Below are 25,211 nucleotides of genomic sequence, written 5' to 3'. Positions count from 1 at the left end.
AATGCGAATCCTTCGCATTTGCAACCCATCAAGGCACGACCAGTTGCGGTAGCGCAAATGAAATGAGGGCGGCGCGCCGGATTGCCAACGCGCCGCCCCGTGGAAGTCAGTGGAAAGTTTTAATTCGCGCCTGGGCGCAGCCTCGTCGGCTCAGCTGTGCTCGCCCATCTGCGACTGCAGGTAGTTCGACAGGCCGACCTTGTTCACCAGGTCGATCTGCGTTTCCAGCCAGTCGATGTGCTCCTCGGTGTCCTCGAGGATGCGTTCCAGGATCTCGCGCGAGACGTAGTCGCGGACGGATTCGCAGTGGGCAATGCCAGCCTTGATGGTGGCCTGCGCGCCGCGCTCCAGGGTCAGGTCGCAGTTCAGGATCTCCGGCACGTCCTCGCCGACCATCAGCTTGCCCAGGTCCTGCAGGTTGGGCAGGGCGTCGAGCAGCAGGATGCGCTCCATCAGCCGGTCGGCGTGCTTCATCTCGCCGATCGACTCCTCGTATTCCTTTTTCGCCAGGCGATCGAATCCCCAGTGCTTCAGGATCCGGTAGTGCAGGAAGTACTGGTTGGTGGCCGTCAGCTCGTTCTTCAGTTGGGCCTGGAGGTGGTGGATGACTTGCGGATCGCCTTGCATGGTGAGGTGTTCCCCTTGGTGTTGTTGGCGGCCATTTTGGCGCAAGACGGACCCAAGCGACAGGCGGAGCGATGGACGCTCCCCGCCTGCCTTGCGTCAGGAGCGGATCAGGTGGTCGAAGGCGCCCAGCGCTGCCTTCGCGCCGTCGCCGGCCGCGATGATGATCTGCTTGAACGGCACGGTGGTGCAGTCGCCGGCGGCGAACACGCCCGGCGCCGAGGTCTGGCCGCGCGCGTCGACCACGATCTCGCCGTGCTTCGACAGCTCCAGGGTCCCCTTCAGCCATTCCGTGTTGGGCACCAGGCCGATCTGCACGAACACGCCTTCGACAGGCACGCGCCTTTCTTCGCCGCTCGCGCGGTCCTGGTAGACCAGCGCGTTCACCTTCTGGCCGTCGCCGGCCACCTCGGTGGTCTGCGCGTCGAGGATCACGTCCACGTTGGGCAGTGACTTCAGCTTGCGCTGCAGCACCGCGTCGGCGCGCAGTTCGGTGCCGAACTCCACCAGCGTCACGTGCTTCACGATGCCCGCCAGGTCGATCGCCGCCTCCACGCCGGAGTTGCCGCCGCCGACCACGGCCACCGGCTTGCCCTTGAACAGCGGGCCGTCGCAGTGCGGGCAGAAGGTCACGCCTTTGTTGCGGTACTCCTGCTCGCCCGGCACGTTGAGCGTGCGCCAGCGCGCGCCGGTGGACAGGATCACCGTCCGGCCCTTCAGCGAGGCCCCGCTTTCGAGTTCGACCTCGACCAGCTTGCCGTTCGGGCGCAGCGCCTTGGCGCGCTGCAGGTTGACGATCTCCACGTCGTAGTGGCGCACGTGCTCCTCCAGCGCCATCGCGAACTTCGGGCCCTCGGTTTCCTTGACCGAGATGAAGTTCTCGATGCCCAGGGTGTCCAGCACCTGGCCGCCGAAACGCTCGGAGGCGATGCCGGTGCGGATGCCCTTCCGCGCGGCGTACACGGCGGCCGCGGCGCCGGCGGGCCCGCCGCCGACGATCAGCACGTCGAAGGGATCCTTCGCGGACAGCGCCTGGGCCTGCTTCGCGGCGCCGGCGGTGTCGATCTTGCCCAGGATCTCTTCCAGGGTCATGCGACCCTGGCCGAAGTGGGTGCCGTTCAGGAACACGGTGGGCACGGCCATCACCTGGCGCTGGTTCACTTCGTCCTGGAACAGCGCGCCGTCGATCATCGTCGTGCGGATGCGCGGGTTCTGCACCGCCATCAGGTTCAGCGCCTGCACCACGTCCGGGCAGTTGTGGCAGGACAGCGAGACGTAGATTTCGAATTCGTAGTCGCCGGGGAGGGCGCGGATCTGCTCCAGCACGGCCTCTTCCACCTTGGGCGGGTAGCCGCCCACCTGCAGCAGGGCCAGCACCAGCGAGGTGAATTCATGGCCCATGGGCAAGCCGGCAAAGCGCACGCCCGTGTTCTGGCCGGGGCGGGTGACCTGGAAGGAGGGCGTGCGCTGCGGGCCGCCCCGGGTCTCGGTGACGGTCACGCGCGGCGAGGCGTCCGCGATGTCCTTCAGCAGGGCCCGCATCTCGGCCGAGACCTTCGTGTCGTCCAGCGAGGCGACGATCTCGACCGGCTGCGTCATGCGCTCGAGGTAGGCGGCGAGTTGGGCTTTGAGGTTGGCGTCGAGCATCAGGGCTCCCTTTCTGGATTCCGAATGAAAAGGCCCGGCTTGCCGGGCCCTAGAGGACCGCGCGGAATGACATGCAGCGCGGTCCCATTTGCGAAGACGATTCGGCTTTGCCGGTCCTCTTCGCACTGATCAGGCAACTCGGAAAAATCGCGCAGCGATTTTTCCGAGCCAGGCCCTTAGATCTTGCCGACCAGGTCCAGCGAGGGCTTCAGCGTCTCGGCGCCTTCGCTCCACTTGGCGGGGCAGACTTCACCGGGGTGCGCGGCCACGTACTGGGCGGCCTTCAGGCGGCGCAGGGTTTCCTTGGCGTCGCGGCCGATGCCGTTGTCGTGCACTTCGATGGTCTTGATGCGGCCTTCCGGATCGACGACGAACGTGCCGCGCAACGCCAGGCCGGTGTCTTCGCCCTCGGTGATCAGCACCTGGAAGAAGCGGGCCAGCTGGTGGCTCGGGTCGCCGACCAGGGGGTACTGCACCTTCCCGATCGTGTCGGACGTGTCGTGCCAGGCCTTGTGCGTGAAGTGGGTGTCGGTGGACACGCCATAGACTTCGGCGCCCAGCTTCTGGAATTCGGCGTAGTTGTCGGCCAGGTCGCCCAGCTCGGTCGGGCACACGAAGGTGAAGTCGGCCGGGTAGAACACCACGACGGACCACTTGCCCTTGAAGCTCTGCTCGGTCACCGGCACGAACTTGCCGTTGTGGTACGCGGTGGCGGAGAAGGCGGGGATTTCGGTGTTGATCAGCGACATTTGTTTTCCTCTATTGGTTGGAGCGCTTCAATGAATCGCGCCTATGAATGATAGGGCCATCCGGAGCCCCTTCCCATTGAAAGGGCCCATCGTGCCTTTAGCTGTCGGCTATTGCCCCACCCCGGAGTGGGGGCCGGGTGAGGCGGAGATTCAGTACTCCAGCCGCTCGGGCCGGATCTCCTGCAGGATGGTCGTCGCGATCTCTTCGATCGACTTGGTGGTGGTGGAGAGCCAGCGGATGCCCTCGCGCCGCATCATCGCCTCGGCTTCCGCCACTTCGTGGCGGCAGTTCTCAAGCGCCGCGTAGCGCGAATTGGGCCGGCGCTCGTTGCGGATCTCGCTGAGCCGCTCGGGCTGGATCGTCAGGCCGAAGATCTTCTTGCGGTGGGGCGCCAGCGCGCCCGGGAGCTGCTTGCGGTCGAAGTCCTCCGGGATCAGCGGGTAGTTGGCCGCCTTCAGCCCGTGCTGCATGGCCAGGTACAGGGAGGTCGGCGTCTTGCCGCTGCGGCTGACGCCGATCAGGATCACGTCGGCCTGCTCCAGGTCGCGGTTGGACTGGCCGTCGTCGTGCACCAGGCTGAAGTTGATCGCCTCGATGCGGTCGTGGTACTCCTTGCTCTTGCTGACGTCGGAGAAGCGCCCCACCCGGTGGCTGGACTTCATCCCCAACTCGATCTCCAGCGGCCGGACGAAGGTGCCGAACATGTCCAGCACCATGGCCTTGCAGCCTTCCTCGATCACCTGGAGCACGTCGATGTTCACCAGCGTGGTGAAGACGACGGGGCGGCGGCCTTCCACGTCCGCGGTGTGGTTCACCTGCCGCACCACCTGGTGGGCCTTGTCCACCGAGTCGATGAACGGCAGCCGCACGTGGCGGGGCTTGAACTCGAACTGCGCCAGGATGGCGTTGCCGAAGGTTTCCGCCGTGATGCCGGTGCCGTCGGAGACGAAGAAAACGGTGCGCGTGTGCAGGGTCGCCATGGGATAAGCCTCGAGCAGTGGCGGCCCGGAACAGCCGGCCCCGCCTACAATGGCCCGGATTATCCGAATTCCCAGCGCCCCCTTGACCCGCCGCCGCCCATTCGAACAACCAGAAAGCCCATCGGCGGGCTCGGGAGCCATGCGCCTGCGCGCAACCCAGGTTTCAACTTCCGGAGTCTTCCCACCATGTCTGCTCGTTTCAACGCGACCTCCCTGGTCGTTCCGTTTGAGAACCTGAGAATGTCCGACGTCGAGGTGGTCGGCGGCAAGAACGCCAGCCTCGGCGAAATGATCTCGCAGCTGCCGCACGGCGTGCGCGTGCCCACCGGCTTCGCCACCACCGCGCATGCCTTCCGCGAATTCCTGAAGCACGACGGCCTGGACAAGCGCATCCAGCAGCGCCTCGCCACGCTCGACACCGAGGACGTGCGCGCGCTCGCCGCGGCCGGCGCCGAGATCCGCGGCTGGGTCGAGGCCCAGCCCTTCCCGGCGGACCTGGAGCGCGAGATCCGCGCGGAATTCGAGAAGCTCGCGGCCGGCAACCCCCAGGCCAGCTTCGCGGTGCGCTCCTCCGCGACCGCCGAGGACCTGCCCGACGCCTCCTTCGCGGGCCAGCAGGAGACCTTCCTCAACGTGGTCGGCATCGAGCAGGTGCTGCACAAGATGCGCGAAGTGTTCGCGTCGCTGTACAACGACCGCGCGATCAGCTACCGCGTGCACAAGGGCTTCGCCCACTCCGACGTGGCGCTGTCCGCCGGCGTGCAGCGCATGGTCCGCTCCGACCTCGGCGCGGCCGGCGTGATGTTCACGATCGACACCGAGTCGGGCTTCGCCGACGTGGTGTTCATCACCTCCAGCTACGGCCTCGGCGAGACCGTGGTGCAGGGCGCCGTCAACCCCGACGAGTTCTACGTCCACAAGCCGATGCTGAAGGCCGGCAAGCAGGCGGTGATCCGCCGCAACCTCGGCTCCAAGCTGCTGCAGATGGTGTTCGCCTCCGATGCCGAGAAGGCGCAGGGCGGCCGCCTGGTCAAGACGATCGACGTGCCGCTGGAGCAGCGCAACCGCTACTCCCTGAACGACGCCGACGTGCAGGAACTCGCGCGCTACGCCCTGATCATCGAGCAGCACTACGGCCGCCCGATGGACATCGAGTGGGGCAAGGACGGCACCGACGGCCAGCTGTACATCCTGCAGGCCCGGCCCGAGACGGTGAAGAGCCAGTCCGAGGGCAAGGCCGAGACCCGCTACAAATTGAAGAGCAAGGGAAGCGTGCTGGTCGAGGGCCGCGCGATCGGCCAGAAGATCGGCACCGGCCCCGTGCGGCTGGTCCACAGCACCGCGGAAATGGACCGCGTGCAGCCCGGCGACGTGCTGGTCACCGACATGACCGACCCGAACTGGGAACCGGTGATGAAGCGCGCCAGCGCCATCGTGACCAACCGCGGCGGCCGCACCTGCCACGCGGCCATCATCGCGCGCGAGCTTGGCATCCCCGCCGTGGTCGGCTGCGGCGACGCCACCGAGATCCTGAAGGACGGCACCCTGGTCACCGTGAGCTGCGCCGAGGGCGACACCGGCTACATCTACGACGGCCTGCTGGAAACCGAGGTGACGGAGGTCCAGCGCGGCGTGATGCCGCCCATCAAGACCAAGATCACGATGAACGTCGGCAACCCGCAGCTGGCCTTCGACTTCGCCCAGCTCCCCAACGACGGGGTGGGCCTGGCGCGGCTCGAGTTCATCATCAACAACAACATCGGGGTGCACCCGAAGGCGATCCTCGACTACCCGAACGTGGACGCGGACCTGAAGAAGGCGGTGGAGTCGGTCGCCCGCGGCCACGCCTCGCCGCGCGCCTTCTACGTCGACAAGGTCGCCGAGGGCGTGGCCACCATCGCCGGGGCCTTCTGGCCCAAGCCGGTGATCGTGCGCCTGTCGGACTTCAAGTCCAACGAGTACCGCAAGCTCATTGGCGGCAGCCGCTACGAGCCGGAGGAAGAGAACCCGATGCTGGGCTTCCGCGGCGCCGCCCGCTACATCAGTGCGGAGTTCAAGGAAGCCTTCGAGATGGAGTGCGAGGCGCTGGTGCGGGTGCGCCGCGACATGGGCCTCACCAACGTGCAGGTGATGGTGCCCTTCGTGCGGACCCTGAAGCAGGCCGAGCGCGTCACGACGCTGCTGGCGCAGCACGGTCTGCAGCGCGGCAAGGACGACCTCAAGCTGATCATGATGTGCGAGATCCCCAGCAACGCCATCCTGGCCGACGAATTCCTGCAGTACTTCGACGGCTTCTCGATCGGCTCGAACGACCTGACCCAGCTGACCTTGGGCCTGGACCGCGACTCCGGCCTGGAACTGCTGGCCGCGGACTTCGACGAGCGCGATCCCGCCGTGCGCGCCTTGCTCTCCCGGGCCATCCAGGCCTGCGTGAAGCAGGGCAAGTACGTCGGCATCTGCGGCCAGGGCCCCAGCGACCACCCGGACTTCGCTGCCTGGCTGGTGCAGGAAGGCATCACCTCCATCTCGCTCAACCCGGACAGCGTGATCGCGACCTGGGAAAAGCTCGCGGCTTGATCCGTGTCAGCCGGGAGTGCGATGATCCCGGCCCATGGATGACGTGCCGCCCAACACTTTCCGCGACCGCCGCGTGCTGGCCCTGAAGCTGGGGCTGGCCACGCTGTGGCTCGCGGTGAGCTTCGGCGCGTGCTTCTTCGCCCGCGAGCTCGATTTCTTCGTGTTCGGCTGGCCCCTGGGCTACTGGGTGGCGGCGCAGGGCGCGCTGTTCGCGTTCATCGCGATCGTCGCCGTGCACGCCTGGGCGATGAAACGCCTGGTGCCGGAGGACGCCGTCCCCACCGGCACGGAAGAGGGCGCCTGACACCGTGACGCCCTACGAGCGGCGCATCCGCCGCGTCCTGCTGTCCTTCACCGCGGGCTTCCTCCTGTTTCTGCTGGGCCTGGCGCTCGCCGAGCAGAACGGGCTCTCGCGCTTCTGGCTCGGGCCGATCTTCATCTTCTCCACGGTCATGATGTACGCGGTGATCGGCATCCGCAGCCGCACCACCGACCCCGAGGAGTACTACGTCGCGGGCCGCCGCATCCCGCCCATGTACAACGGCATGGCCGCCGCGGCCGACTGGATGAGCGCCGCCTCCTTCATCAGCATGGCCGGCGGGCTCTACCTGCAAGGCTACGGCGGCAACGAGGCCCAGGCCGGGGGCCTGGCCTACGTGCTGGGATGGACCGGCGGCTTCTGCCTGCTGGCGCTGCTGATCGCGCCGCACCTTCGGCGCATGAACCTCTACACGGTGCCGGACTACTTCGCCGTGCGCTTCGGCGGCCGCGGGCCGCGCATCATCGCGGCCCTGTCGGCGGTGCTGTGCTCCTTCATCTACGTGGTGGCGCAGATCTACGGCGTGGGCCTGATCGCCTCGCGCCTCACCGGAGTGCAGTTCGAGATCGGCATCCTGCTCGGGATCGGCGGCGTGCTGCTTTGCTCCTTCCTGGGCGGCATGAAGGCGATCACCTGGACGCAGGTGGCGCAGTACGTGGTGATGCTGCTGGCCTTTCTGATCCCGGTGTCCTGGCTGGCCTACAAGCAGCTCGGCGAACCGGCCGCGCCCTTCGTTTACGGCGACCAGCTGCGCAAGATCAGCGCGCTGGAGGAGAAGATCGCGCGCGACCCGGCGGAGCGCCAGGTGGCGGCCATCTTCCTCGCCCGGGGCCGCGAGTACGAGGCGCTGCTGCACGACCTGCCCGGCTCGCTGGCGCGCGTGCGCTCCGACGCGCAGGCGCACGTGCGGCGGCTGAAGCAGGAGAACGGCGACGCGGCGGTGATCCAGCAGGCCTCGCGGGCGCTCAGCGCGCTGCCGCGCGACGTGGCCAGCGCGCGCGAGCAGTGGACCCGCGCGATGAACGAGAGCTACGAGCGCGCCCGCCCGCTCGGGGGCGTGCCGCGCCACAGCCGGCCTTTCGCCGGCGACCCGAACGGCACGCCGCAGCAGCGCGACGACTTCGACCTGTCGCGGCGCAACTTCCTGGCGCTGATGTTCTGCCTGATGCTGGGCACCGCGGGCCTGCCGCACCTGCTCACCCGCTACTACACGACTCCCAGCGTGTCGGGCGCGCGCTCCTCGGTGGCGTGGTCCCTGTTCTTCATCGCGCTGGTGTACATCAGCGCGCCGGCGCTGGCGGCGCTGGTGAAGTTCGAGGTGATGAACAACCTGGTGGGCAGCAGCTTCGACAGCCTGCCGGCCTGGATCGCGCAGTGGGCGAGGGTGGACCCCTCGCTGCTCTCGGTCGCCGACGTCAACGGCGACCGCATCCTGCAGTGGGGCGAGATCCGCCTCGGGGCCGACATCATCATGCTGGCGACGCCGGAGCTCGGGGGCCTGCCCTACGTGATCTCCGGACTGGTGGCCGCGGGCGGCCTGGCCGCCGCGCTCTCGACGGCCGACGGCCTGCTGCTGACGATCAGCAATGCGCTGGTGCGCGACATCTTCTGCCACGACGTGCGGCCGGACCTCCCGCCCGAGCAGCGCGTGATCCTGTCGAAGTTCGCGCTGATGGGCGTGGCCCTGGTCGCGGCCGTGGTGGCGACGGCCAAGCCGGCGGAGATCCTCTCGCTGGTCACGGCCTCGTTCTCGCTCGCCGCCGCCGCCTTCGTGCCGGCCATGGTGCTGGGCATCCTGTGGCGCGGCGCCAACCGCGCGGGCGCGGTCGCAGGCATGTTGGCAGGGCTGGCGGTCACACTCTATTACATGAGCATCAATGCGCCCAGCGTGCGTGCGGCGCTCGGCCTCGCCGCGGGGCAACAGCTGTGGTTCGGCATCCAGCCGTTGTCGGCCGCCGTCTTCGGCGTCCCGCTGGGCCTGCTGGTCACTTGGACGGTGAGCCTGCTGGCGCGGCAACGTTCCTAAGGGAATCTCCTAGCGGGCCCGGGGCCTGCGCGTCAGTTTCGCGTCAGAGGGGCTTCGAACACTCGGCGCTTCCCATCCAAAATCAAAGGAGACATCATGGCAATAGCCTCAACGGGCGCTGCATTGGGAAGCGCCGCATCCGCGCCGATGACGCGCGAGGAGAAGAAGGTCATCTTCGCCTCGTCGCTCGGCACCGTGTTCGAGTGGTACGACTTCTACCTCTACGGCTCGCTGGCCGCCATCATCGGCGCCCAGTTCTTCTCCGGCCTCGATCCCACCTCGGCCTACATCTTCGCGCTGCTGGCCTTCGCCGCCGGCTTCCTGGTGCGGCCCTTCGGCGCGATCGTGTTCGGCCGCCTCGGCGACATGATCGGCCGCAAGTACACCTTCCTGGTCACGATCCTGATCATGGGCGCGTCGACCTTCATCGTCGGCCTGCTGCCCGGCTACAAGTCGATCGGCATCGCCGCCCCGGTGATCCTGATCGCCCTGCGCCTGCTGCAGGGCCTGGCGCTGGGCGGCGAGTACGGCGGCGCGGCCACCTACGTCGCGGAGCATGCCCCGCACGGCAGGCGCGGCGCCTACACCTCGTGGATCCAGACCACCGCCACGCTGGGCCTGTTCATGTCCCTGCTGGTGATCCTGGGCGTGCGCGAGGGCATGGACCCGAAGGCCTGGGCCGAGTGGGGCTGGCGCATCCCGTTCCTGGTCTCCATCGTGCTGCTGGCGATCTCCGTCTGGATCCGGCTGAGCCTCAACGAGTCGCCGGCCTTCCAGAAGATGAAGTCCGAAGGCAAGACCTCCAAGGCGCCGCTGACGGAATCCTTCGGCCAGTGGCGTAACCTGAAGGTCGTGATCCTGGCGCTGCTGGGCCTCACCGCCGGCCAGGCCGTGGTCTGGTACACGGGCCAGTTCTACGCCCTGTTCTTCATGACCACGATCGCCAAGGTGGACGTCACCACGGCCAACCTGCTGATCGCCGCCTCGCTGATCGTCGGCACGCCTTTCTTCATCGTGTTCGGCGCCCTGTCCGACAAGATCGGCCGCAAGCCGATCATCATGGCGGGCTGCCTGATCGCCGCGCTCACCTACTTCACGGTGTTCCCGATGCTGCTGAAGGCTGCCAACCCGGCCCTGGTGGCCGCGCAGCAGGCCACCAAGGTGACCATCACCGCCGATCCGAAGCAGTGCTCGTTCCAGGGCAGCCCGATCGCCCGCGAGATCGACTTCACGTCCTCGTGCGACGTCGCCAAGCGCGCCCTGACGCAGGCCTACATCCCGTACGAGAACGTTGCCGCCCCCGCCGGCACGCCCGCCACCATCAGCATCGGCGGCAAGGTGATGACCGCACCGACGCTCACCCTCAACGCCGAGCGCCACGGCTTCTCCGCCGAATCGGCCAAGTCCCTGGCCGACTTCAAGAAGCAGGTCGGCGACACCTCCAAGGCGGCCGGCCTCACCACGCCGGCGGCCAAGGACAAGATGCAGACCGGCACCGTGCTGGCCATCCTGGTCTTCCTGGTCATCCTGGTGACCATGGTGTACGGCCCGATCGCCGCCATGCTGGTGGAACTGTTCCCGACGCGGATCCGCTACACCTCCATGAGCCTGCCGTACCACATCGGCAACGGCTGGTTCGGCGGCCTGTTGCCGACCACGGCCTTCGCGATGGTGGCGGCGACGGGCGACATCTTCTATGGCCTGTGGTACCCGGTCGTCGTCGCGGCCATGACGTTCGTCATCGGCATGCTGTTCATCCGGGAAACCAAGGACGTGGACATCTACGCCCGCGATTAAGCTGTAGCCTTCGTGGCGCCAGGAAAGCCCGCCCCGCGCGGGCTTTTCTGTGCGCGGCGCGGCGAGTTCACCAGGGTTTGCAATGACGATGGCCAAGACGGACGAGGGGCTCCGATCCTTGAAGGACCGGCGCAGCGGCCTGTCGCCCCGCCAGCGCGCGGCCCTGATCCTGATCGACGGCCAGCGCAGCGTCGAAGAGGTCCTGACCGTCGCGGGCGGCACCACGCGCGCCGACATCGACCGGCTGGTGGAACTGGGCCTGGTCGCCGAACAATTGCTGCCGCGCCGCCCGGTGTCGGCCTCGGAACCCGACTTCACCGATTCCAGCTGCGCCGGCTGGGACCAGTACGTGCGCGCCTACGGCATCGCCACCGAGCTGGCCGCCCAACTGGGCCGCAAGGACATCCAGCTCGCGCTCGCCGTCGAGGCCGCGGGCACCCTCGCCGAACTGGACGCCCTGGCGCCGCAGCTGCTGGAGGCCGTCGGCCCGGTCAAGTTCGCCCGCCTGGAATCCGCCCTCCGCATGCGCTGAGGCAGCGGCCGGGCAGCCCGGAGCCATCCGGGCTATAATCATGGGCTTTTCCCCTTGCCGCACTCCGAGTCGACGCCGGAGGCGGCCAGACCCTCAACGCCGCGTACCACGCGGCGAGTCCGCAAGGAGTCCTATGCGTCACTATGAAATCGTGCTGCTGATCCACCCGGATCAGAGCGAACAGGTTCCGGCCATGCTGGAGCGCTACAAGGGCATGATCACCGCCGGCAATGGCAAGGTGCATCGTGTCGAAGACTGGGGCCGCCGCCAGCTGGCCTACCAGATCAACAAGCTCGCCAAGGCACACTTCCTGTGCATCAACATCGAGGCCGACCAGGCCGTGATGGGCGAACTGGAGCACGCGTTCCGCTTCAACGACGCCGTGCTGCGCCACCTGACCGTCGTGAAGAAGAAGGCCGACACCGGCCCGTCCTCCATGATGAAGACGGTGGAGCGCGAGGAAGCCCGCAAGGCGCAGCAGGCGGAGTTCCAGTCGTAAATTCGGCGGCGACTCGCCGGGTGTGAACCAGACGATCCTGAGCGCCCGTATCGCGGAGGCCAAGGCCCTGCGCTACACCCCCGCCGGATTGCCCGCCCTCGACCTGCTGCTCGCGCACGAGTCCGAAGCCATGGAGGCCGGGCTCAAGCGGCAGGTGAAGGTGGAAGTCCGCGCGGTGGCCTTCGGGGCGCACGCCGAGACGCTTGCCAGGCAGGCGGTCGGCAGCGGATTCCGGTTCACGGGCTTCCTGGCCGCCTTCCGCGGCGGGAAGCACCCGGTCCTGCATATCCAGTCATTCGAGCAAATCTAGTAGCTTCGCGGGACAGGTCTTCAGCCCTGTCCCCGACAAATTGAGAGGAGCCATTCATGGCCACGTTCAAGAAGTTCAACAAGGACAAGCGTCCGAAGCGCAACACCCAGTCGCTGCTGTTCAAGCGCAAGCGTTTCTGCCGCTTCACCGTCGCCGGCGTCGAAGAGATCGACTACAAGGACATCGACACGCTGCGCGATTTCGTCTCCGAGAACGGCAAGATCATCCCGGCGCGCCTGACGGGCACCCGCGCGATCTACCAGCGCCAGCTCAACACCGCCATCAAGCGCGCACGCTTCCTGGCGCTGCTGCCGTACTCCGACCAGCACCGCATCTGAGGTAGCCAACATGCAAGTCATCCTGCTCGACAAAGTCGTCAACCTGGGCAACCTGGGCGAGATCGTGAAGGTGCGTGACGGCTACGCCCGCAACTTCCTGATCCCGCAGGGCCGCGCCCGCCGCGCCACCGAAGCGAACAAGGCCGAATTCGAAGCCAAGCGCGTCGAACTGGAGAAGCAGGCCGCCGCCAAGCTGACCGACGCACAGGCGACCGGCGAGAAGCTGTCCGGCCAGACCGTCAAGCTGACCCAGAAGGCCGGCGTGGACGGCCGCCTGTTCGGCTCGGTCACTAACTTCGACATCGCCGAGGAACTCACCAAGATGGGCTTCCCGGTGGCGAAGGCGCAGGTGCGCCTGCCCAACGGCCCGATCAAGACCGTGGGCGACAGCCAGGTCTCCGTGGCCCTGCACACGGACGTGGTCGTCGACATCAACGTGACGGTCTACGGCGAGACGGCGTAAGAGTCCCTGCCCCCCCGCGAAAGCCGCCTTCGGGCGGCTTTTTTTCTTTCAACACCCAACTTCCGGACGCAGAGGACGCGAAGGGTACGCAGAGGACGCAAAAGAAGAACCTTTAAGGTTTCTTTTGCGTCCTCTGCGTCCGGAAGTTGGTTTTCGGCGGTTTCGACAGTCCCCGCGCTCCACAGCCTCGCGCGCGTTGTCCACAGCAAGCCCCCAGAGTTATCACTGGACATCCTTACAGGTCCGGCGGGACAATCGCACGAGGAGAGAGTGATCGATGTCCGCTGTTCTGAGTCCCGTCGAAGACGACTTCCCGCGCGAGCGCGACCGGCAGGTGGCGCAGCTGCGCATTCCGCCCCATTCGATCGAGGCGGAGTCGAGCGTCCTGGGCGGCCTGCTCCTGGACAACGGCGCCTGGGACCGCGTGGGTGACCTGCTTTCCGAGAACGATTTCTATCGCCACGAGCACAAGCTGATCTTCACGGCCACCGGCAAGCTGATCAACGGCAACAAGCCGGCCGACGTCATCACCGTGTTCGAGGAACTGCAGGGCCTCGGCAAGGCGGAGGAGATCGGCGGGCTGCCCTACCTGAACTCGCTCGCGCAGTACGTGCCGAGCGCGGCCAACATCCGCCGCTACGCCGAGATCGTGCGCGAGCGCTCGATCCTACGCAAGCTGGTCTCGGCCAGCGACGAGATCGCCACCGCCGCCTTCAATCCCCAGGGCAAGCCGGTGGAGAAGATCCTCGACGAGGCGGAGCAGAAGATCTTCCACATCGGCGAGGAAGGCTCGCGCTCCAAGCAGGGCTTCCAGAGCATGGAAGGCCTCGTCGTGACGCTGCTGGACCGGGTCCAGGAGATGGCGGACAACCCGAACGACATCACGGGCGTGCCCACCGGCTTCTACGATTTCGACCGCATGACCTCCGGCATGCAGGCCGGCGACCTGATCATCCTGGCGGCGCGCCCCTCCATGGGCAAGACCTCGCTGGCGATCAACATCGCCGAGCACGTGGCGCTCAACGAGGGCCTGCCGGTGGCGGTGTTCTCCATGGAAATGGGCGCCAACCAGCTGGCCGTGCGTATCGTGGGTTCCATCGGCCGCATCGACCAGGGCCACCTGCGCACCGGCAAGCTCACCGACGACGAATGGCCGCGCCTGACGGAGGCGATCGAGAAGCTGCGCAACATCTCGCTGCACATCGACGAAACCCCGGGCCTGACGGTCAGCGAACTGCGCGCCAACGCCCGCCGGCTGGCGCGGCAGTGCGGCGGCAAGCTGGGTCTGATCGTGGTCGACTACCTGCAGCTGATGAGCGTGTCCGGCGGCATGAGCGACGAGAACCGCGCCACGGCCGTGGGCGAGATCTCGCGCGGCCTGAAGATGCTGGCCAAGGAGCTCGGCTGCCCGCTGATCGCGCTGTCGCAGCTGTCGCGCGCGGTGGAGCAGCGCACCGACAAGCGCCCGATGATGTCGGACCTGCGCGAATCCGGCGCCATCGAGCAGGACGCCGACGTCATCATGTTCATCTACCGCGACGACTACTACAACAAGGACTCCAAGGAGCCGGGCGTCTCGGAGGTGATCATCAGCAAGCAGCGGAATGGCCCCACGGGCACCGTGAAGCTCGCCTTCCTGAAGCAGCTGACCAAGTTCGAGAACCTGGCCAGCGGCGGCGGAGAGGATTTTTAAGGCGAGCGTTCCACGCTGCTTTCCTACGCGCCGCGGCGGGTCCCGGCGCGATGCTCGTTGCCACACCCTCCGGAGACGAGCATGGACCAGCAGACCGACCTGACCCCGATCCTGGCCGAGGCCAGCCCGCCCATGGCGGCGGAGCAGATCCCCCCCGAGATCCGGGAGGAAGATTCCACGCTCGAAAAGATCAAGGCTGCCGACGAGAAGCGCAAGGGCTTCCCCGGCGAGCACTGGCTGGTGCTGGCGCTGGGGATCGCGGTGTGGCAGGTTACGCGCAGGCACCGCAACTGGGCCGTCCGCACGGCCGGAGGCCTTGCAGCGAGCGCGATGGTCGCGCGGGCGGCGACAGGCCGCCAAGGGCTGTCGAAGGTGTTGCGCTACACCCCGTTCGGCCGCGGCATCAGCAACTGCCCGCCTTGCGACGCGCCATCGGCGCAAAAGCCGCAGCAGCGGCCGGAGGCTTATCGGTTCCCGACGTCGCGGTCGATGACCCGCTGACGGGATGCGTCATTCCCGCGCAGGCGGGAATCCAGGGCATTGAAAAAGGGGCGCGATCGCGCCCCTTTCTCCGGACCCCCGCCCGCGCGGGGGAGACGGTGAGAGCGCAGGGCGACGTTACAGCACCTCGCTCGCGAAATCCGCCAGCCGCGAGCGCTCGCCGCGCGCCAGCGTGATGTGCCCGCTGTGGGGCCAGCCCTTGAACTTGTCCACCGCGAAGGTCAGGCCCGAGGAGCCTTCCGTGAGGTAGGGCGTGTCGATCTGCGCCAGGTTGCCCATGCAGATGATCTTCGAGCCCGGGCCGGCGCGCGTGATCAGCGTCTTCATCTGCTTGGGCGTGAGGTTCTGCGCCTCGTCGATGATCACGTACTTGTTCAGGAAGGTGCGCCCGCGCATGAAGTTCATGCTCTTGATCTTGATCTTGGAGCGGATCAACTCGTTGGTGGCCGCGCGGCCCCATTCGCCGGCGCCGCCGTCCGTCTTGCCCAGCACCTCGAGGTTGTCGTCCAGCGCGCCCATCCAGGGGCCCATCTTCTCCTCCTCGGTGCCGGGGAGGAAGCCGATGTCCTCGCCCACGCTCACCGTGGCGCGGGTCATGATGATCTCGGTGTAGCGGCGCTCGTCCAGCACCTGCGTCAGGCCCGCGGCCAGCGCCATCAGCGTCTTGCCCGTGCCCGCCGTGCCGGAGAGGGTGACGAAGTCCACCTCCGGGTCCATCAGCAGGTTCATCGCGAAGTTCTGCTCGCGGTTGCGGGTGGTCACGCCCCACACGGCGTTCTTCAGGTGGCCGTAGTCCTTCAGCGTCTTCAGCACCGCGGTCTTGCCGCGGATCTCGATCACCCGGGCGTAGAGGCTCGGCTCGCCGGGCGACTCGAAGTACACGAACTGGTTGATGAACAGGGCCGGCACGACGGGGCCGGTGATCCGGTAGAAGGTGTGCTGGCCGGACTGCCAGCTCTCCACCGTCTTGCCGTGCTTGGCCCAGAAGTCACCGGGCAGCGCCAGCGAACCCGAGTACATCAGGTCCAGGTCGTCCAGCGTCTTGTCGTTCTTGTAGTCCTCGGTGACCAGCCCCAGCGCGCGCGCCTTGACGCGCATGTTGATGTCCTTGGACACCAGCGCCACCTGCATCGGCGCGTGCTTCTCCTGCAGGGCCTGCACCACGCTCAGGATCTGGTTGTCGGCCTTGCCGGGCGGCAGCCCCATGGGCAGCCCGGAGGGAGACAGCGGCATGGTCTGGAAGAACAGGCTGCCGCCCGCTTCCTTGTGGCCGGTGGTGTCCAGGCGCAGGCCGTGGGCGATGTCGGCGCCCTGGGTGCCGGCCAGCGCGTCCAGCGAGCGGCTCGCCTGGCGGGCGTTGCGGGCGACTTCGGTCGTGCCCTTCTTGTGCCCGTCCAGTTCCTCCAGCACGACCATCGGGAGGAAGATGTCGTGCTCGTCGAAGCGGAACAGGCTCATCGGGTCGTGCATCAGGACGTTGGTGTCCAGCACGAACATCTTCTTGGGCCCGGCTTCCTTCTTCTTCTTCGGCTGGGCCGCCGGGACGGTCACGTCCTTCTTGCGGCCGCGGGCCGGTTGCGGCTCGTCGAGCAGCACTTCGGCCTCGACGTCGTAGCCGGAAGAGGCGTCGCCGCCGAAGGCACGCGCGTCGAAATCGTCCTGGACCTGCGGCCGCTCGGCCAGGGCCTCATCCGCCGCGGGCGCCTCCGTTTTTCGCGTCGCCTTGTGCGAGGAACGGGCCGGGGCATCGAAGGCTTCCGGCGGGAGCATGGCGGCGCGCTTGGTCGGTGCGGGAGGCAGAGGCATAAGGGGTACGGCTTCCGGATGAGGTACTCGGGAAACAAAAAAGCCGCCGGGCGGGCCGGGCGGCTTTTTCGGGTCTGTCGGTGATGACGCTTCGCGTCCGGGTCAACGGCATGAATTCATTATGCACATCGCCCGTGACGCAACAATGTCAGAGCGTTGCCTGTTGCATCCGCACGTCAAGCCCGACAGTAGCGTCGGAGGCGACGCCGCGGACCTTAGGCCGCCTTCTTCAAGAGCTTGACCGCCTTCAGCACCTCGTCCACGTGGCCGGGGACCTTCAGGCCGCGCCATTCCTGCTTCAGGATGCCGTCGGCGCCGACCAGGAAGGTGCTGCGCTCGATGCCCTTCACCTTCTTGCCGTACATGATCTTGTTCTTCACCACGCCGAACATGTGGCACATCTTTTCCTCGGTGTCGGCGATCAGCTCGAAGGGCAGCTCCAGCTTGGCCTTGAACTCGTCGTGCGACTTCATGTTGTCGCGCGAGACCCCGAACACCACGGCGCCGGCCTTCACGAAATCCTTGTACTTGTCGCGGAACTGCATGGCCTCGGTGGTGCAGCCGGGCGTGTTGTCCTTGGGGTAGAAGTACAGCACCAGGATCTGGCCCACATGCGAGCCGTTCGTGACCTTGATGCCGCCCGTGGCGTTCGCCTCGAATTCTGGAAGGGGTTTGTTGACAACGATCGCCATAGGTGTGTGGTTCTGGTGTGACAGGTTCCGCGCGCGAGCGGCAGGGCTTCGCGCAGGCCCGCCGCAGCCCGAGATTTTACCGTCAAACGGCTTTGCGCCGCTGATGAAGGGTCACGGGGCCGGGGCCAGCAGCAGGGCCACCGCGACCTCGCGCCCTTCCTGGGCGAGGATGTTGTAGGTCCGGCACGCGGCAGCAGTGTCCATGGTCTCGATGCCGATACGCTTTTCGGCCAGCGGCGCCAGCCAGGCGGGCCGGGGGAAGCGGAGGCGCGCGCCGCTGCCGAAGATCACCACCTCCACCTGCAGGTTCGCGAGCACCTCGAAATCCGCCGGGCCCAGGGCGTCGTAGCCTTCGGCCCAGCGGATGCGCTCGCCGCTCGAGGCGATGACGACGTTGTGCGTGATTTTTTCCGTGCCGACGGCGACCCAGCCGGGGCCGTAGCCGCTGATGGTCTGCGCGTCGGAGCGATCGGGCTGGAGTTTCAAGGTGCGAGTGGCGTGCAAGGCAGGGCCTGCTGTCGGGGAACCCTTGCCGGTTTATGTTCAAATTATAGGTTTCACCTCGCCCCATCGCCCCCGGGAGGGCCTTTGAAGACCGTCCAGAAATCCGCCAAGCTCGCCAACGTGCTGTACGACATCCGTGGCCCGATCATGGATGCCGCCCGCCAGCTGGAGGAAGAGGGCCACAAGATCATCAAGCTGAACATCGGCAACCTGGCCCCGTTCGGCTTCGACGCGCCCGAGGAAATCCAGCAGGACATGATCCGCAACCTGCCGAACTCGGCGGGCTACTCGGACAGCAAGGGCATCTTCGCCGCCCGCAAGGCGGTGATGCACTACACCCAGCAGCAGGGGATCAAGGGCGTCACGCTGGACGACATCTACCTGGGCAACGGCGCCAGCGAGCTGATCACGACCGCCACCAACGCGCTGCTGAACGAGGGCGACGAGCTGCTCATTCCCTCGCCGGACTACCCGCTGTGGACCGCCTGCACGGCGCTCGCCGGCGGCACGCCCGTGCACTACCTGTGCGACGAGGCCAATGGCTGGATGCCCGATCCCGAGGACATCCGCCGCAAGATCACCCCGGCCACCAAGGGCATCGTGGTGATCAACCCGAACAACCCCACCGGCGCCCTCTATTCCGACGAACTGCTGCGCGAGATCGTCGCCATCGCGCGCCAGCACGGCCTGGTGATCCTGGCCGACGAGGTCTACGACAAGGTGCTGTACGAGGGCGCGAAGCACACCGCGATCGGCAGCCTGTCCGAAGACGTGCTGACGCTCACCTTCAACTCGCTGTCCAAGAGCTACCGCTCCTGCGGCTACCGCGCCGGCTGGATGGTGGTCTCCGGCGACAAGAAGGCGGCCGCCGACTACATCGAGGGGCTGACGATGCTCTCGAACATGCGCCTGTGCGCCAACGTGCCGGGGCAGTGGGCGATCCAGACGGCCTTGGGCGGCTACCAGAGCATCAACGAGCTGGTCGGCCCCGGGGGGCGCCTGCGCCGCCAGCGTGACCTGGCGTACGAGCTGATCACCGCCATCCCGGGCGTCACCTGCGTGAAGCCGCAGGCCGCCCTTTACATGTTCCCGCGCCTGGACCCGAAGATGTACCCGATCCAGGACGACCGCCAGTTCTTCCTGGAGCTGCTGCAGGCCACGCGCGTGATGCTGGTGCAGGGCACCGGCTTCAACTGGCACAACCCGGACCACTTCCGGATCGTGTTCCTGCCGCACGAGGACGACCTGCGCGAGGCCGTGGGCCGCATCGCGCGTTTCCTGGACGGCTACCGCAAACGGCACAGCGCCTGACGCTGCCCACCAGCCCATGAAGAGCCTGCTCCCCGCGCTGGCGTTCGCGCTCCTGTCAGGCTCCGCCGCGGCGGCCGAGGGGGCGTCCGTGCGCTTCGAGCACAAGGACTGGGAGCTGGCGTGCGACAACACGCGCACCTGCCGGGCCGCGGGCTACCAGCGCGACGGGGCCGAGCCCGCGGTGTCGGTGCTGTTCACGCGCGCGGCCGGCCCCAACCAGCCCGTCGCGGGCAAGGTGACGCTGGGCAACTACGACGTGCAGGGTGCGAATCCGGCGGTGCCGGCGCAGGTGACGCTCACCATCGACGCCCGCCCGGTGGGCCGCATCGGCCTGGGCCGGGACGACGCCACCGGTGACCTGGGCGCGGACCAGGTGCGGGCGCTCCTGCAGGCGCTGCAGCGCACCAGCGAGATCGCGTTCGTGGCCGGAGGGGACCGCTGGAAGCTCTCGGGCGAGGGCGCGGCCGCCGTGCTGCTGCGCATGGACGAAGCGCAGGGGCGCGTGGGCACCGCCGGCGCCATCGTCCGCAAGGGAAACGCGGGCGAAGAGGGCGTGCGGCCCGCGTTGGCCAAGCCGGTCGTGCGCGCCGTCGCCGTGCCGGCCGATGGGGCCGCGCCACCGCAGGCCCTGGCCCTGGCCGTGCTGCGCAGCCTCAAGCGCGCGCCGGACGAATGCCCGGACCTGAAGGAGCCGAGCGAGGCCCCGTCGATCTGGCGGCTCGCGCCGGGCAAGGTGCTGGTGTCCGCGCGCTGCTGGCTGGCCGCCTACAACGCGGGCTTCGGCTACTGGATCGCGGGCGACAAGGCGCCATACCGGCCCCAGGTCGTCAGCTACGACGTCACCGATTTCGAGCCGCAGGCCGGCCGCCTGCTCACCGTGCAGAAAGGGCGGGGGCTGGGCGACTGCCTGAGCACGAAGGAATGGGTGTGGGACGGAGCCCGCTTCGTCCCCACCGAGGAGTCCACCACCGGCAAGTGCCGGATGGTGGCCGCCGGCGGGGCCTGGTCGCTGCCCACCCTGGTCAGCGAAGTCGTGCCGCCGGCGGGCACGAGGACAACAGAGGAAAAGAGAAAGTGAAACCGATCCAAGTCGGCCTGCTGGGCATAGGCACCGTGGGCAGCGGCGTGTTCAACGTGCTGCGTCGCAACCAGGAAGAGATCCAGCGCCGGGCCGGTCGCCGCATCGAGATCACGATGGTGGCGGACCTCGACACCGCCCGCGCCGAGGCCGTCACCGGCGGCACCGCGAAGGTGGTGAAGGATGCCCGCGAGATCATCGCCAACCCCGACATCGATATCGTCGTGGAACTGATCGGCGGCTACGGCATCGCTCGGGCGCTGATGATGGAGGCGATCGAGGCCGGCAAGCACGTGGTCACCGCCAACAAGGCGCTGCTGGCGGTGCACGGCACCGAGATCTTCGCCGCGGCCCACCGCAAGGGCGTGATGGTGGCCTTCGAGGCGGCCGTGGCCGGGGGCATCCCGATCATCAAGGCGCTGCGCGAGGGCCTCACGGCCAACACGATCCAGTGGATCGCGGGGATCATCAACGGCACCACGAACTTCATCCTGTCGGAGATGCGGGACAAGGGCCTGGACTTCGACCACGTGCTGAAGGAAGCCCAGCGCCTGGGCTACGCCGAGGCCGACCCCACCTTCGACATCGAGGGCGTGGACGCCGCGCACAAGGCGACCATCATGAGCGCGATCGCCTTCGGCGTGCCGGTGCAGTTCGACAAGGCCTATGTCGAAGGCATCACCAAGCTCTCGTCGACCGACATCGAATACGCCGAGCACCTCGGCTACCGCATCAAGCTGCTGGGCATCACCAAGCGAACGGACAAGGGCATCGAGCTGCGCGTGCACCCGACGCTGGTGCCCTGCAAGCGCCTGATCGCCAACGTGGAAGGCGCGATGAACGCGGTGGTGGTGCAGGGCGACGCCGTCGGCACGACCCTCTACTACGGCAAGGGCGCCGGCAGCGAGCCGACCGCCAGCGCGGTGATCGCCGACCTGGTGGACGTCACGCGCCTGCACACCGTGGATACGGCGCACCGCGTGCCGCACCTGGCCTTCCAGCCCGACCAGATGAGCGACGCGCCCATCCTGCCCATGAGCGAGGTGGTGACCAGCTACTACCTGCGCCTGCGGGTGGCCGACCAGGCCGGCGTGCTCGCCAAGGTGGCGAGCCTGATGGCCAATGCCGGCATCAGCATCGACGCGTTGCTGCAGCGCGAGGCCGCCGCCATCGGCGGCGCCGGCTCGACCCAGACCGACCTGATCCTGCTGACGCACAGCGTGCGCGAAGGCACGATGAACGAGGTGATCGCGCAGATGCAGGGCCTGGCGACCGTGCTGGCGCCGATCGTGCGGATCCGGAAGGAAGAACTGGCCTGATCTGCAGATCCGTGGACGGCCCATTGAACATGCTCTACCTCTCCACCCGCGGCCACCCCGACCGCAAGCACTTCTGCGAGATCCTGCTGGAGGGCCTGGCGCCCGATGGCGGGCTGTACCTGCCCGAGACGTACCCGAAGGTCGACGCCGCCACGCTGGCGCGCTGGCGCGGCCTGCCGTACGCCGAGCTCGCCTTCGAGATCCTGTCGCTCTACATCGACGACATCCCGGCCCCGGACCTGCGCGCGATCTGCCGCAAGACCTACACCGAGGAAGTCTTCGGCACGCGCGCGATCGTCCCGCTGAAGCCGCTGGAAGAGGGCGTGTGCCTGGAAGCGCTGTCCAACGGCCCGACGCTCGCCTTCAAGGACATGGCGATGCAGCTCCTGGGCAACCTGTTCGAGTACGAACTGGGCCGTCGCGGCGAGCAGCTCAACATCCTCGGCGCAACCTCCGGCGACACCGGCAGTGCCGCCGAGTACGCCATGCGCGGCAAGAAGGGCGTGCGCGTCTTCATGACCTCGCCCAACGGGCGCATGAGCCCTTTCCAGCAGGCGCAGATGTTCAGCCTGCAGGATGCCAACATCCACAACCTCGCGGTCGAGGGCGTGTTCGACGACTGCCAGGACATCGTCAAGGCCGTGTCCAACGACCTCGAGTTCAAGCGCAGGTACCGCATCGGCACGGTCAACTCCATCAACTGGGCCCGCCTCGTGGCCCAGGTTGTGTACTACTTCGCCGGCTACTTCCAGGCCACCACGGCCGAAGGCCAGAAGGTCTGCTTCGCGGTGCCTTCCGGCAACTTCGGCAACATCTGCGCCGGCCACGTCGCCCGCATGATGGGGCTGCCGGTCGAGCGCCTGGTGCTGGCGACCAACGAGAACGACGTGCTGGACGAGTTCTTCCGCACCGGCGTCTACCGGGTGCGCGGCAGCCAGGACACGTACGAGACCTCCAGCCCGTCGATGGACATCTCCAAGGCGAGCAACTTCGAGCGCTTCGTGTTCGACCTGGTGGGGCGCGACGCCGCCCGCGTGCGCTACCTGTTCGGCGAGGAACTGCCGGCCAAGGGCCGCTTCGACCTCTCGCACGAGGCGCTGGCCGCGCGCGAGCAGTACGGCTTCGTCTCGGGCCGCAGCACGCACGCGGACCGGCTCGCCACCATCCGCGACACCTGGCAGCGCTTCGGCACCATGATCGACACCCACACGGCCGACGGCCTGAAGGTGGCGCGGGCCCACGTGCAGGCCGGCACGCCCATGATCGTGCTGGAGACGGCGCTGCCGATCAAGTTCGCCGCCACCATCGTCGAGGCGCTGGGGCGCGAACCGGACCGCCCGGCCCGGTTCACCGGCATCGAAGACCTGCCGCGGCGCGTGACCGTGCTGCCGGCCGATGCGGCGCGCGTCAAGCAGTTCATCGCCGCCCATTGCGCATGAAAGTCGTCGGGTTCGCAGGCTATTCGGGCTCCGGCAAGACCCACCTCGTCGAGCGCCTCATCCCTGTCCTGAAGCTGCGCGGGCTGCGCGTCTCGGTGGTGAAGCACGCGCACCACAAGTTCGACATCGACCATCCCGGCAAGGACACCCACCGGCACCGCGAGGCCGGTGCCTTCGAGGTGGTGGTGGCGTCCGACCGCCGCCTGGCGCTGATGCGCGAATTCGAGCAGCCTGCCGCGCTGACGGTGCACCACCTGCTGGCCGAGCTGTGGGACGGCGTCGACTGGGTGCTGGTGGAGGGCTTCAAGGAAAGCAACCTGCTGAAGATCGAGGTCTGGCGTGCCGCCGCCGGCAAGCAGGCGCGCTATCCGGACGACGATTTCATCGTGGCGGTCGCCACCGACTCGGCCGAGCGGCTGCCGCAGGCCACCCTGCGGCCGGTGCTGGACCTGAACGACCCGGATGCGATCGCCCAGTGGCTGGTCGAGAATGGGGACCGGTTCGACTACGACCCGGAGAAGTACGCATGAACGCTCCCCGTCCTGCGCTGCGGCCGCTCGACGATGCGCTGGCCGCCTTGCTGGAGCAGGCGCTGCCGCTTGCCGGCACCGAGACCGTGCCCACCTTCGAGGCCGACGGGCGCGTGCTGGCCGAGGACCTCGTGTCCGCGTTGCAGGTGCCGCCGCAGGACAACAGCTCCATGGACGGCTATGCCGTGCGCCGCGCCGAGATCGCCGATGAAGGCGTGCCGCTGCCGGTAAGCCAGCGCATCCCCGCGGGCGCCGCGCCGCAGCCGCTGCAGCCCGGCACGGTGGCGCGCATCTTCACCGGCGCGCCGGTGCCGGCGGGCGCCGACGCGATCGTGATGCAGGAGGACACGCAGGCGCTGGACGACGGCCGCGTCCGCCTGCTGAAGGTCCCGGAGGCCGGCCAGTGGATCCGCCGCAGCGGCGAGGACATCACGCGCGGCAGCACGGTGCTGGCGCGCGGCGAGCGGCTGGGCCCCGCCGCCCAGGGCCTGGCCGCCAGCATCGGGCGCGAGCACCTGCAGGTCGCGCGCCGGCCCCGCGTCGCGCTGCTCTCGACTGGCGACGAGCTCGTGATGCCGGGCCAGGTCGCGCCGGAGGCGATGAAGCCCGGCGCGATCTACAACTCCAACCGCTTCTTCCTGCGCAGCCTGCTGCTGCGCCTGGGCTGCGAGGTGCGCGACCTCGGCATCGTGCCGGACCAGCGCGAGGCAACCGTCGCGGCGCTGCGCGCGGCGGCGCGCGACAACGACCTGATCCTCACCAGCGGCGGCGTGTCGGTGGGGGAGGAAGACCACATCAAGCCCGCGGTGCAGCAGCTGGGCTCCCTCGACCTGTGGCAGATCGCCATGAAGCCGGGCAAGCCCTTCGCGTACGGCAAGGTGGGCGAGGCGCACTTCATCGGGCTGCCCGGGAATCCGGTCTCCAGCTTCGTGACCTTCCTGCTGCTGGTGCGGCCCTTCCTGCTGAAGCTGCAGGGCGCCACGCAGCTCGCGCCGGTGGCCGTGCAACTGCCCGCGCACTTCGACTGGCCACGCCCCGACAAGCGGCGCGAGTTCCTGCGGGCGCGCCGCGACGCGCAGGGGCGGCTGGAGCTGTTCCCGAACCAGAGTTCGGGCGTGCTGACTTCCACGGTCTGGGCCGACGGCCTGATCGACGTGCCGGCCGGCCAGACGATCGCGCGGGGGGACCCGGTCCGATTCCTGCCGCTGGCGGAGCTGCTGGCATGAACCTCAGGATCCGGTACTTCGCCTCCATCCGCGAGGCGGTGGGGCAGGGCAGCGAGGCGGTGCAGACCCGCAGCGAGACGCTGGGCGCATTGCGCGACGAGCTGATCGCGCGCGGCGGGCCCTACGCCACCGCGCTGGCGCGCGGCAAGGCGGTCCGCATGGCGCTGGACCAGGTGATGAGCGACGAGGCGACGCCGCTGCGCGAGGGCTGCGAGGTCGCCTTCTTCCCGCCCGTGACCGGCGGCTGAGT

The 25,211-nt window shown here is 67.9% G+C and carries 25 protein-coding genes; 18 read left to right on the top strand and 7 right to left on the bottom strand.

The window, feature by feature from the left end:
- Window positions 1-150 precede the first annotated feature (150 nt).
- The 4 genes from bfr to ppsR all read right to left on the bottom strand — a co-directional run bounded on the left by bfr (window position 151) and on the right by ppsR (window position 3,992).
- Window positions 151-627, bottom strand: coding sequence for a bacterioferritin (gene bfr, locus JJ685_RS02390; RefSeq protein ID WP_201672566.1), 477 nt, complete (start codon window positions 625-627; stop codon window positions 151-153).
- Between the two features lie 96 nt (window positions 628-723).
- Window positions 724-2,271, bottom strand: coding sequence for an alkyl hydroperoxide reductase subunit F (ahpF, locus tag JJ685_RS02385; RefSeq protein WP_201672565.1), 1,548 nt, complete (start codon window positions 2,269-2,271; stop codon window positions 724-726).
- A gap of 176 nt (window positions 2,272-2,447) precedes the next feature.
- The gene (ahpC, locus tag JJ685_RS02380; RefSeq protein ID WP_201672564.1) at window positions 2,448-3,020 is read right to left on the bottom strand and encodes an alkyl hydroperoxide reductase subunit C; all 573 of its coding nucleotides are present in this window, start codon (window positions 3,018-3,020) and stop codon (window positions 2,448-2,450) included.
- Between the two features lie 150 nt (window positions 3,021-3,170).
- Window positions 3,171-3,992: a posphoenolpyruvate synthetase regulatory kinase/phosphorylase PpsR gene (gene ppsR / locus JJ685_RS02375; protein ID WP_201673669.1), complete on the bottom strand. Its 822-nt coding sequence runs from the start codon at window positions 3,990-3,992 to the stop codon at window positions 3,171-3,173.
- A 195-nt stretch (window positions 3,993-4,187) separates the two neighbouring features.
- On the opposite strand from ppsR, the gene ppsA reads away from it, so the two are divergent.
- The 11 genes from ppsA (at window position 4,188) to JJ685_RS02320 (ending at window position 15,056) form a co-directional block, all read left to right on the top strand.
- Window positions 4,188-6,578, top strand: a complete 2,391-nt coding sequence (gene ppsA, locus JJ685_RS02370; RefSeq protein WP_201672563.1) for a phosphoenolpyruvate synthase — start codon at window positions 4,188-4,190, stop codon at window positions 6,576-6,578.
- A gap of 34 nt (window positions 6,579-6,612) precedes the next feature.
- Complete coding sequence (locus JJ685_RS02365) at window positions 6,613-6,882, top strand: DUF4212 domain-containing protein (protein WP_201672562.1); 270 nt, start codon at window positions 6,613-6,615, stop codon at window positions 6,880-6,882.
- A gap of 4 nt (window positions 6,883-6,886) precedes the next feature.
- Entirely contained in the window at window positions 6,887-8,923 is a 2,037-nt protein-coding gene (locus JJ685_RS02360; RefSeq protein WP_201672561.1) for a VC_2705 family sodium/solute symporter, read from the top strand.
- A 96-nt stretch (window positions 8,924-9,019) separates the two neighbouring features.
- Window positions 9,020-10,720, top strand: coding sequence for an MFS transporter (locus tag JJ685_RS02355; RefSeq protein ID WP_201672560.1), 1,701 nt, complete (start codon window positions 9,020-9,022; stop codon window positions 10,718-10,720).
- An 82-nt stretch (window positions 10,721-10,802) separates the two neighbouring features.
- Window positions 10,803-11,252 (top strand): hypothetical protein, encoded by a 450-nt coding sequence (locus JJ685_RS02350; protein WP_201672559.1) that lies wholly within the window; start codon window positions 10,803-10,805, stop codon window positions 11,250-11,252.
- 133 nt (window positions 11,253-11,385) lie between these two features.
- Complete coding sequence (gene rpsF / locus JJ685_RS02345) at window positions 11,386-11,751, top strand: 30S ribosomal protein S6 (RefSeq protein WP_201672558.1); 366 nt, start codon at window positions 11,386-11,388, stop codon at window positions 11,749-11,751.
- Between the two features lie 22 nt (window positions 11,752-11,773).
- Window positions 11,774-12,061, top strand: coding sequence for a primosomal replication protein N (priB, locus tag JJ685_RS02340; RefSeq protein ID WP_201672557.1), 288 nt, complete (start codon window positions 11,774-11,776; stop codon window positions 12,059-12,061).
- 56 nt (window positions 12,062-12,117) lie between these two features.
- Window positions 12,118-12,399 (top strand): 30S ribosomal protein S18, encoded by a 282-nt coding sequence (gene rpsR, locus JJ685_RS02335; protein ID WP_201672556.1) that lies wholly within the window; start codon window positions 12,118-12,120, stop codon window positions 12,397-12,399.
- A 10-nt stretch (window positions 12,400-12,409) separates the two neighbouring features.
- Window positions 12,410-12,862 (top strand): 50S ribosomal protein L9, encoded by a 453-nt coding sequence (gene rplI / locus JJ685_RS02330; RefSeq protein ID WP_201672555.1) that lies wholly within the window; start codon window positions 12,410-12,412, stop codon window positions 12,860-12,862.
- 277 nt (window positions 12,863-13,139) lie between these two features.
- Window positions 13,140-14,555, top strand: coding sequence for a replicative DNA helicase (gene dnaB / locus JJ685_RS02325; RefSeq protein WP_201672554.1), 1,416 nt, complete (start codon window positions 13,140-13,142; stop codon window positions 14,553-14,555).
- An 81-nt stretch (window positions 14,556-14,636) separates the two neighbouring features.
- Window positions 14,637-15,056, top strand: a complete 420-nt coding sequence (locus JJ685_RS02320) for a hypothetical protein (RefSeq protein ID WP_201672553.1) — start codon at window positions 14,637-14,639, stop codon at window positions 15,054-15,056.
- 117 nt (window positions 15,057-15,173) lie between these two features.
- On the opposite strand, the gene JJ685_RS02315 is transcribed toward JJ685_RS02320, so the two are convergent.
- The 3 genes from JJ685_RS02315 to JJ685_RS02305 all read right to left on the bottom strand — a co-directional run bounded on the left by JJ685_RS02315 (window position 15,174) and on the right by JJ685_RS02305 (window position 18,040).
- The gene (locus JJ685_RS02315; protein WP_201672552.1) at window positions 15,174-16,862 is read right to left on the bottom strand and encodes a PhoH family protein; all 1,689 of its coding nucleotides are present in this window, start codon (window positions 16,860-16,862) and stop codon (window positions 15,174-15,176) included.
- A gap of 215 nt (window positions 16,863-17,077) precedes the next feature.
- Window positions 17,078-17,554, bottom strand: coding sequence for a peroxiredoxin (locus JJ685_RS02310; protein WP_201672551.1), 477 nt, complete (start codon window positions 17,552-17,554; stop codon window positions 17,078-17,080).
- A gap of 111 nt (window positions 17,555-17,665) precedes the next feature.
- Complete coding sequence (locus JJ685_RS02305; protein WP_201673668.1) at window positions 17,666-18,040, bottom strand: Mth938-like domain-containing protein; 375 nt, start codon at window positions 18,038-18,040, stop codon at window positions 17,666-17,668.
- 102 nt (window positions 18,041-18,142) lie between these two features.
- Between JJ685_RS02305 and JJ685_RS02300 the strand changes: the two genes are divergently transcribed.
- Genes JJ685_RS02300 through moaD form a run of 7 tightly spaced genes read left to right on the top strand, consistent with a single transcriptional unit; the run spans window position 18,143 to window position 25,209 of the window.
- Window positions 18,143-19,369: a pyridoxal phosphate-dependent aminotransferase gene (locus tag JJ685_RS02300; RefSeq protein ID WP_201672550.1), complete on the top strand. Its 1,227-nt coding sequence runs from the start codon at window positions 18,143-18,145 to the stop codon at window positions 19,367-19,369.
- Between the two features lie 16 nt (window positions 19,370-19,385).
- Window positions 19,386-20,447, top strand: coding sequence for a DUF1176 domain-containing protein (locus JJ685_RS02295; protein ID WP_201672549.1), 1,062 nt, complete (start codon window positions 19,386-19,388; stop codon window positions 20,445-20,447).
- Window positions 20,444-21,766, top strand: a complete 1,323-nt coding sequence (locus JJ685_RS02290) for a homoserine dehydrogenase (RefSeq protein ID WP_201672548.1) — start codon at window positions 20,444-20,446, stop codon at window positions 21,764-21,766. Before JJ685_RS02295 ends, JJ685_RS02290 begins: the two co-directional genes overlap by 4 nt.
- A 29-nt stretch (window positions 21,767-21,795) precedes the next feature.
- Window positions 21,796-23,205 (top strand): threonine synthase, encoded by a 1,410-nt coding sequence (thrC, locus tag JJ685_RS02285; protein WP_201673667.1) that lies wholly within the window; start codon window positions 21,796-21,798, stop codon window positions 23,203-23,205.
- The gene (gene mobB, locus JJ685_RS02280; RefSeq protein ID WP_201672547.1) at window positions 23,202-23,735 is read left to right on the top strand and encodes a molybdopterin-guanine dinucleotide biosynthesis protein B; all 534 of its coding nucleotides are present in this window, start codon (window positions 23,202-23,204) and stop codon (window positions 23,733-23,735) included. Before thrC ends, mobB begins: the two co-directional genes overlap by 4 nt.
- Window positions 23,732-24,961: a molybdopterin molybdotransferase MoeA gene (locus JJ685_RS02275; RefSeq protein ID WP_201672546.1), complete on the top strand. Its 1,230-nt coding sequence runs from the start codon at window positions 23,732-23,734 to the stop codon at window positions 24,959-24,961. Before mobB ends, JJ685_RS02275 begins: the two co-directional genes overlap by 4 nt.
- Window positions 24,958-25,209 (top strand): molybdopterin converting factor subunit 1, encoded by a 252-nt coding sequence (gene moaD, locus JJ685_RS02270; protein ID WP_201672545.1) that lies wholly within the window; start codon window positions 24,958-24,960, stop codon window positions 25,207-25,209. Before JJ685_RS02275 ends, moaD begins: the two co-directional genes overlap by 4 nt.
- Window positions 25,210-25,211: the final 2 nt, after the last annotated feature.

It is taken from the genome of Ramlibacter monticola (genome assembly GCF_016722785.1).
In the GTDB taxonomy this organism is placed as follows: Bacteria; Pseudomonadota; Gammaproteobacteria; order Burkholderiales; family Burkholderiaceae_C; genus Ramlibacter; species Ramlibacter monticola.
The sequence above is the reverse complement of the archived record's forward strand: the minus strand, read 5'-3'. Positions and strand labels throughout refer to the sequence as shown.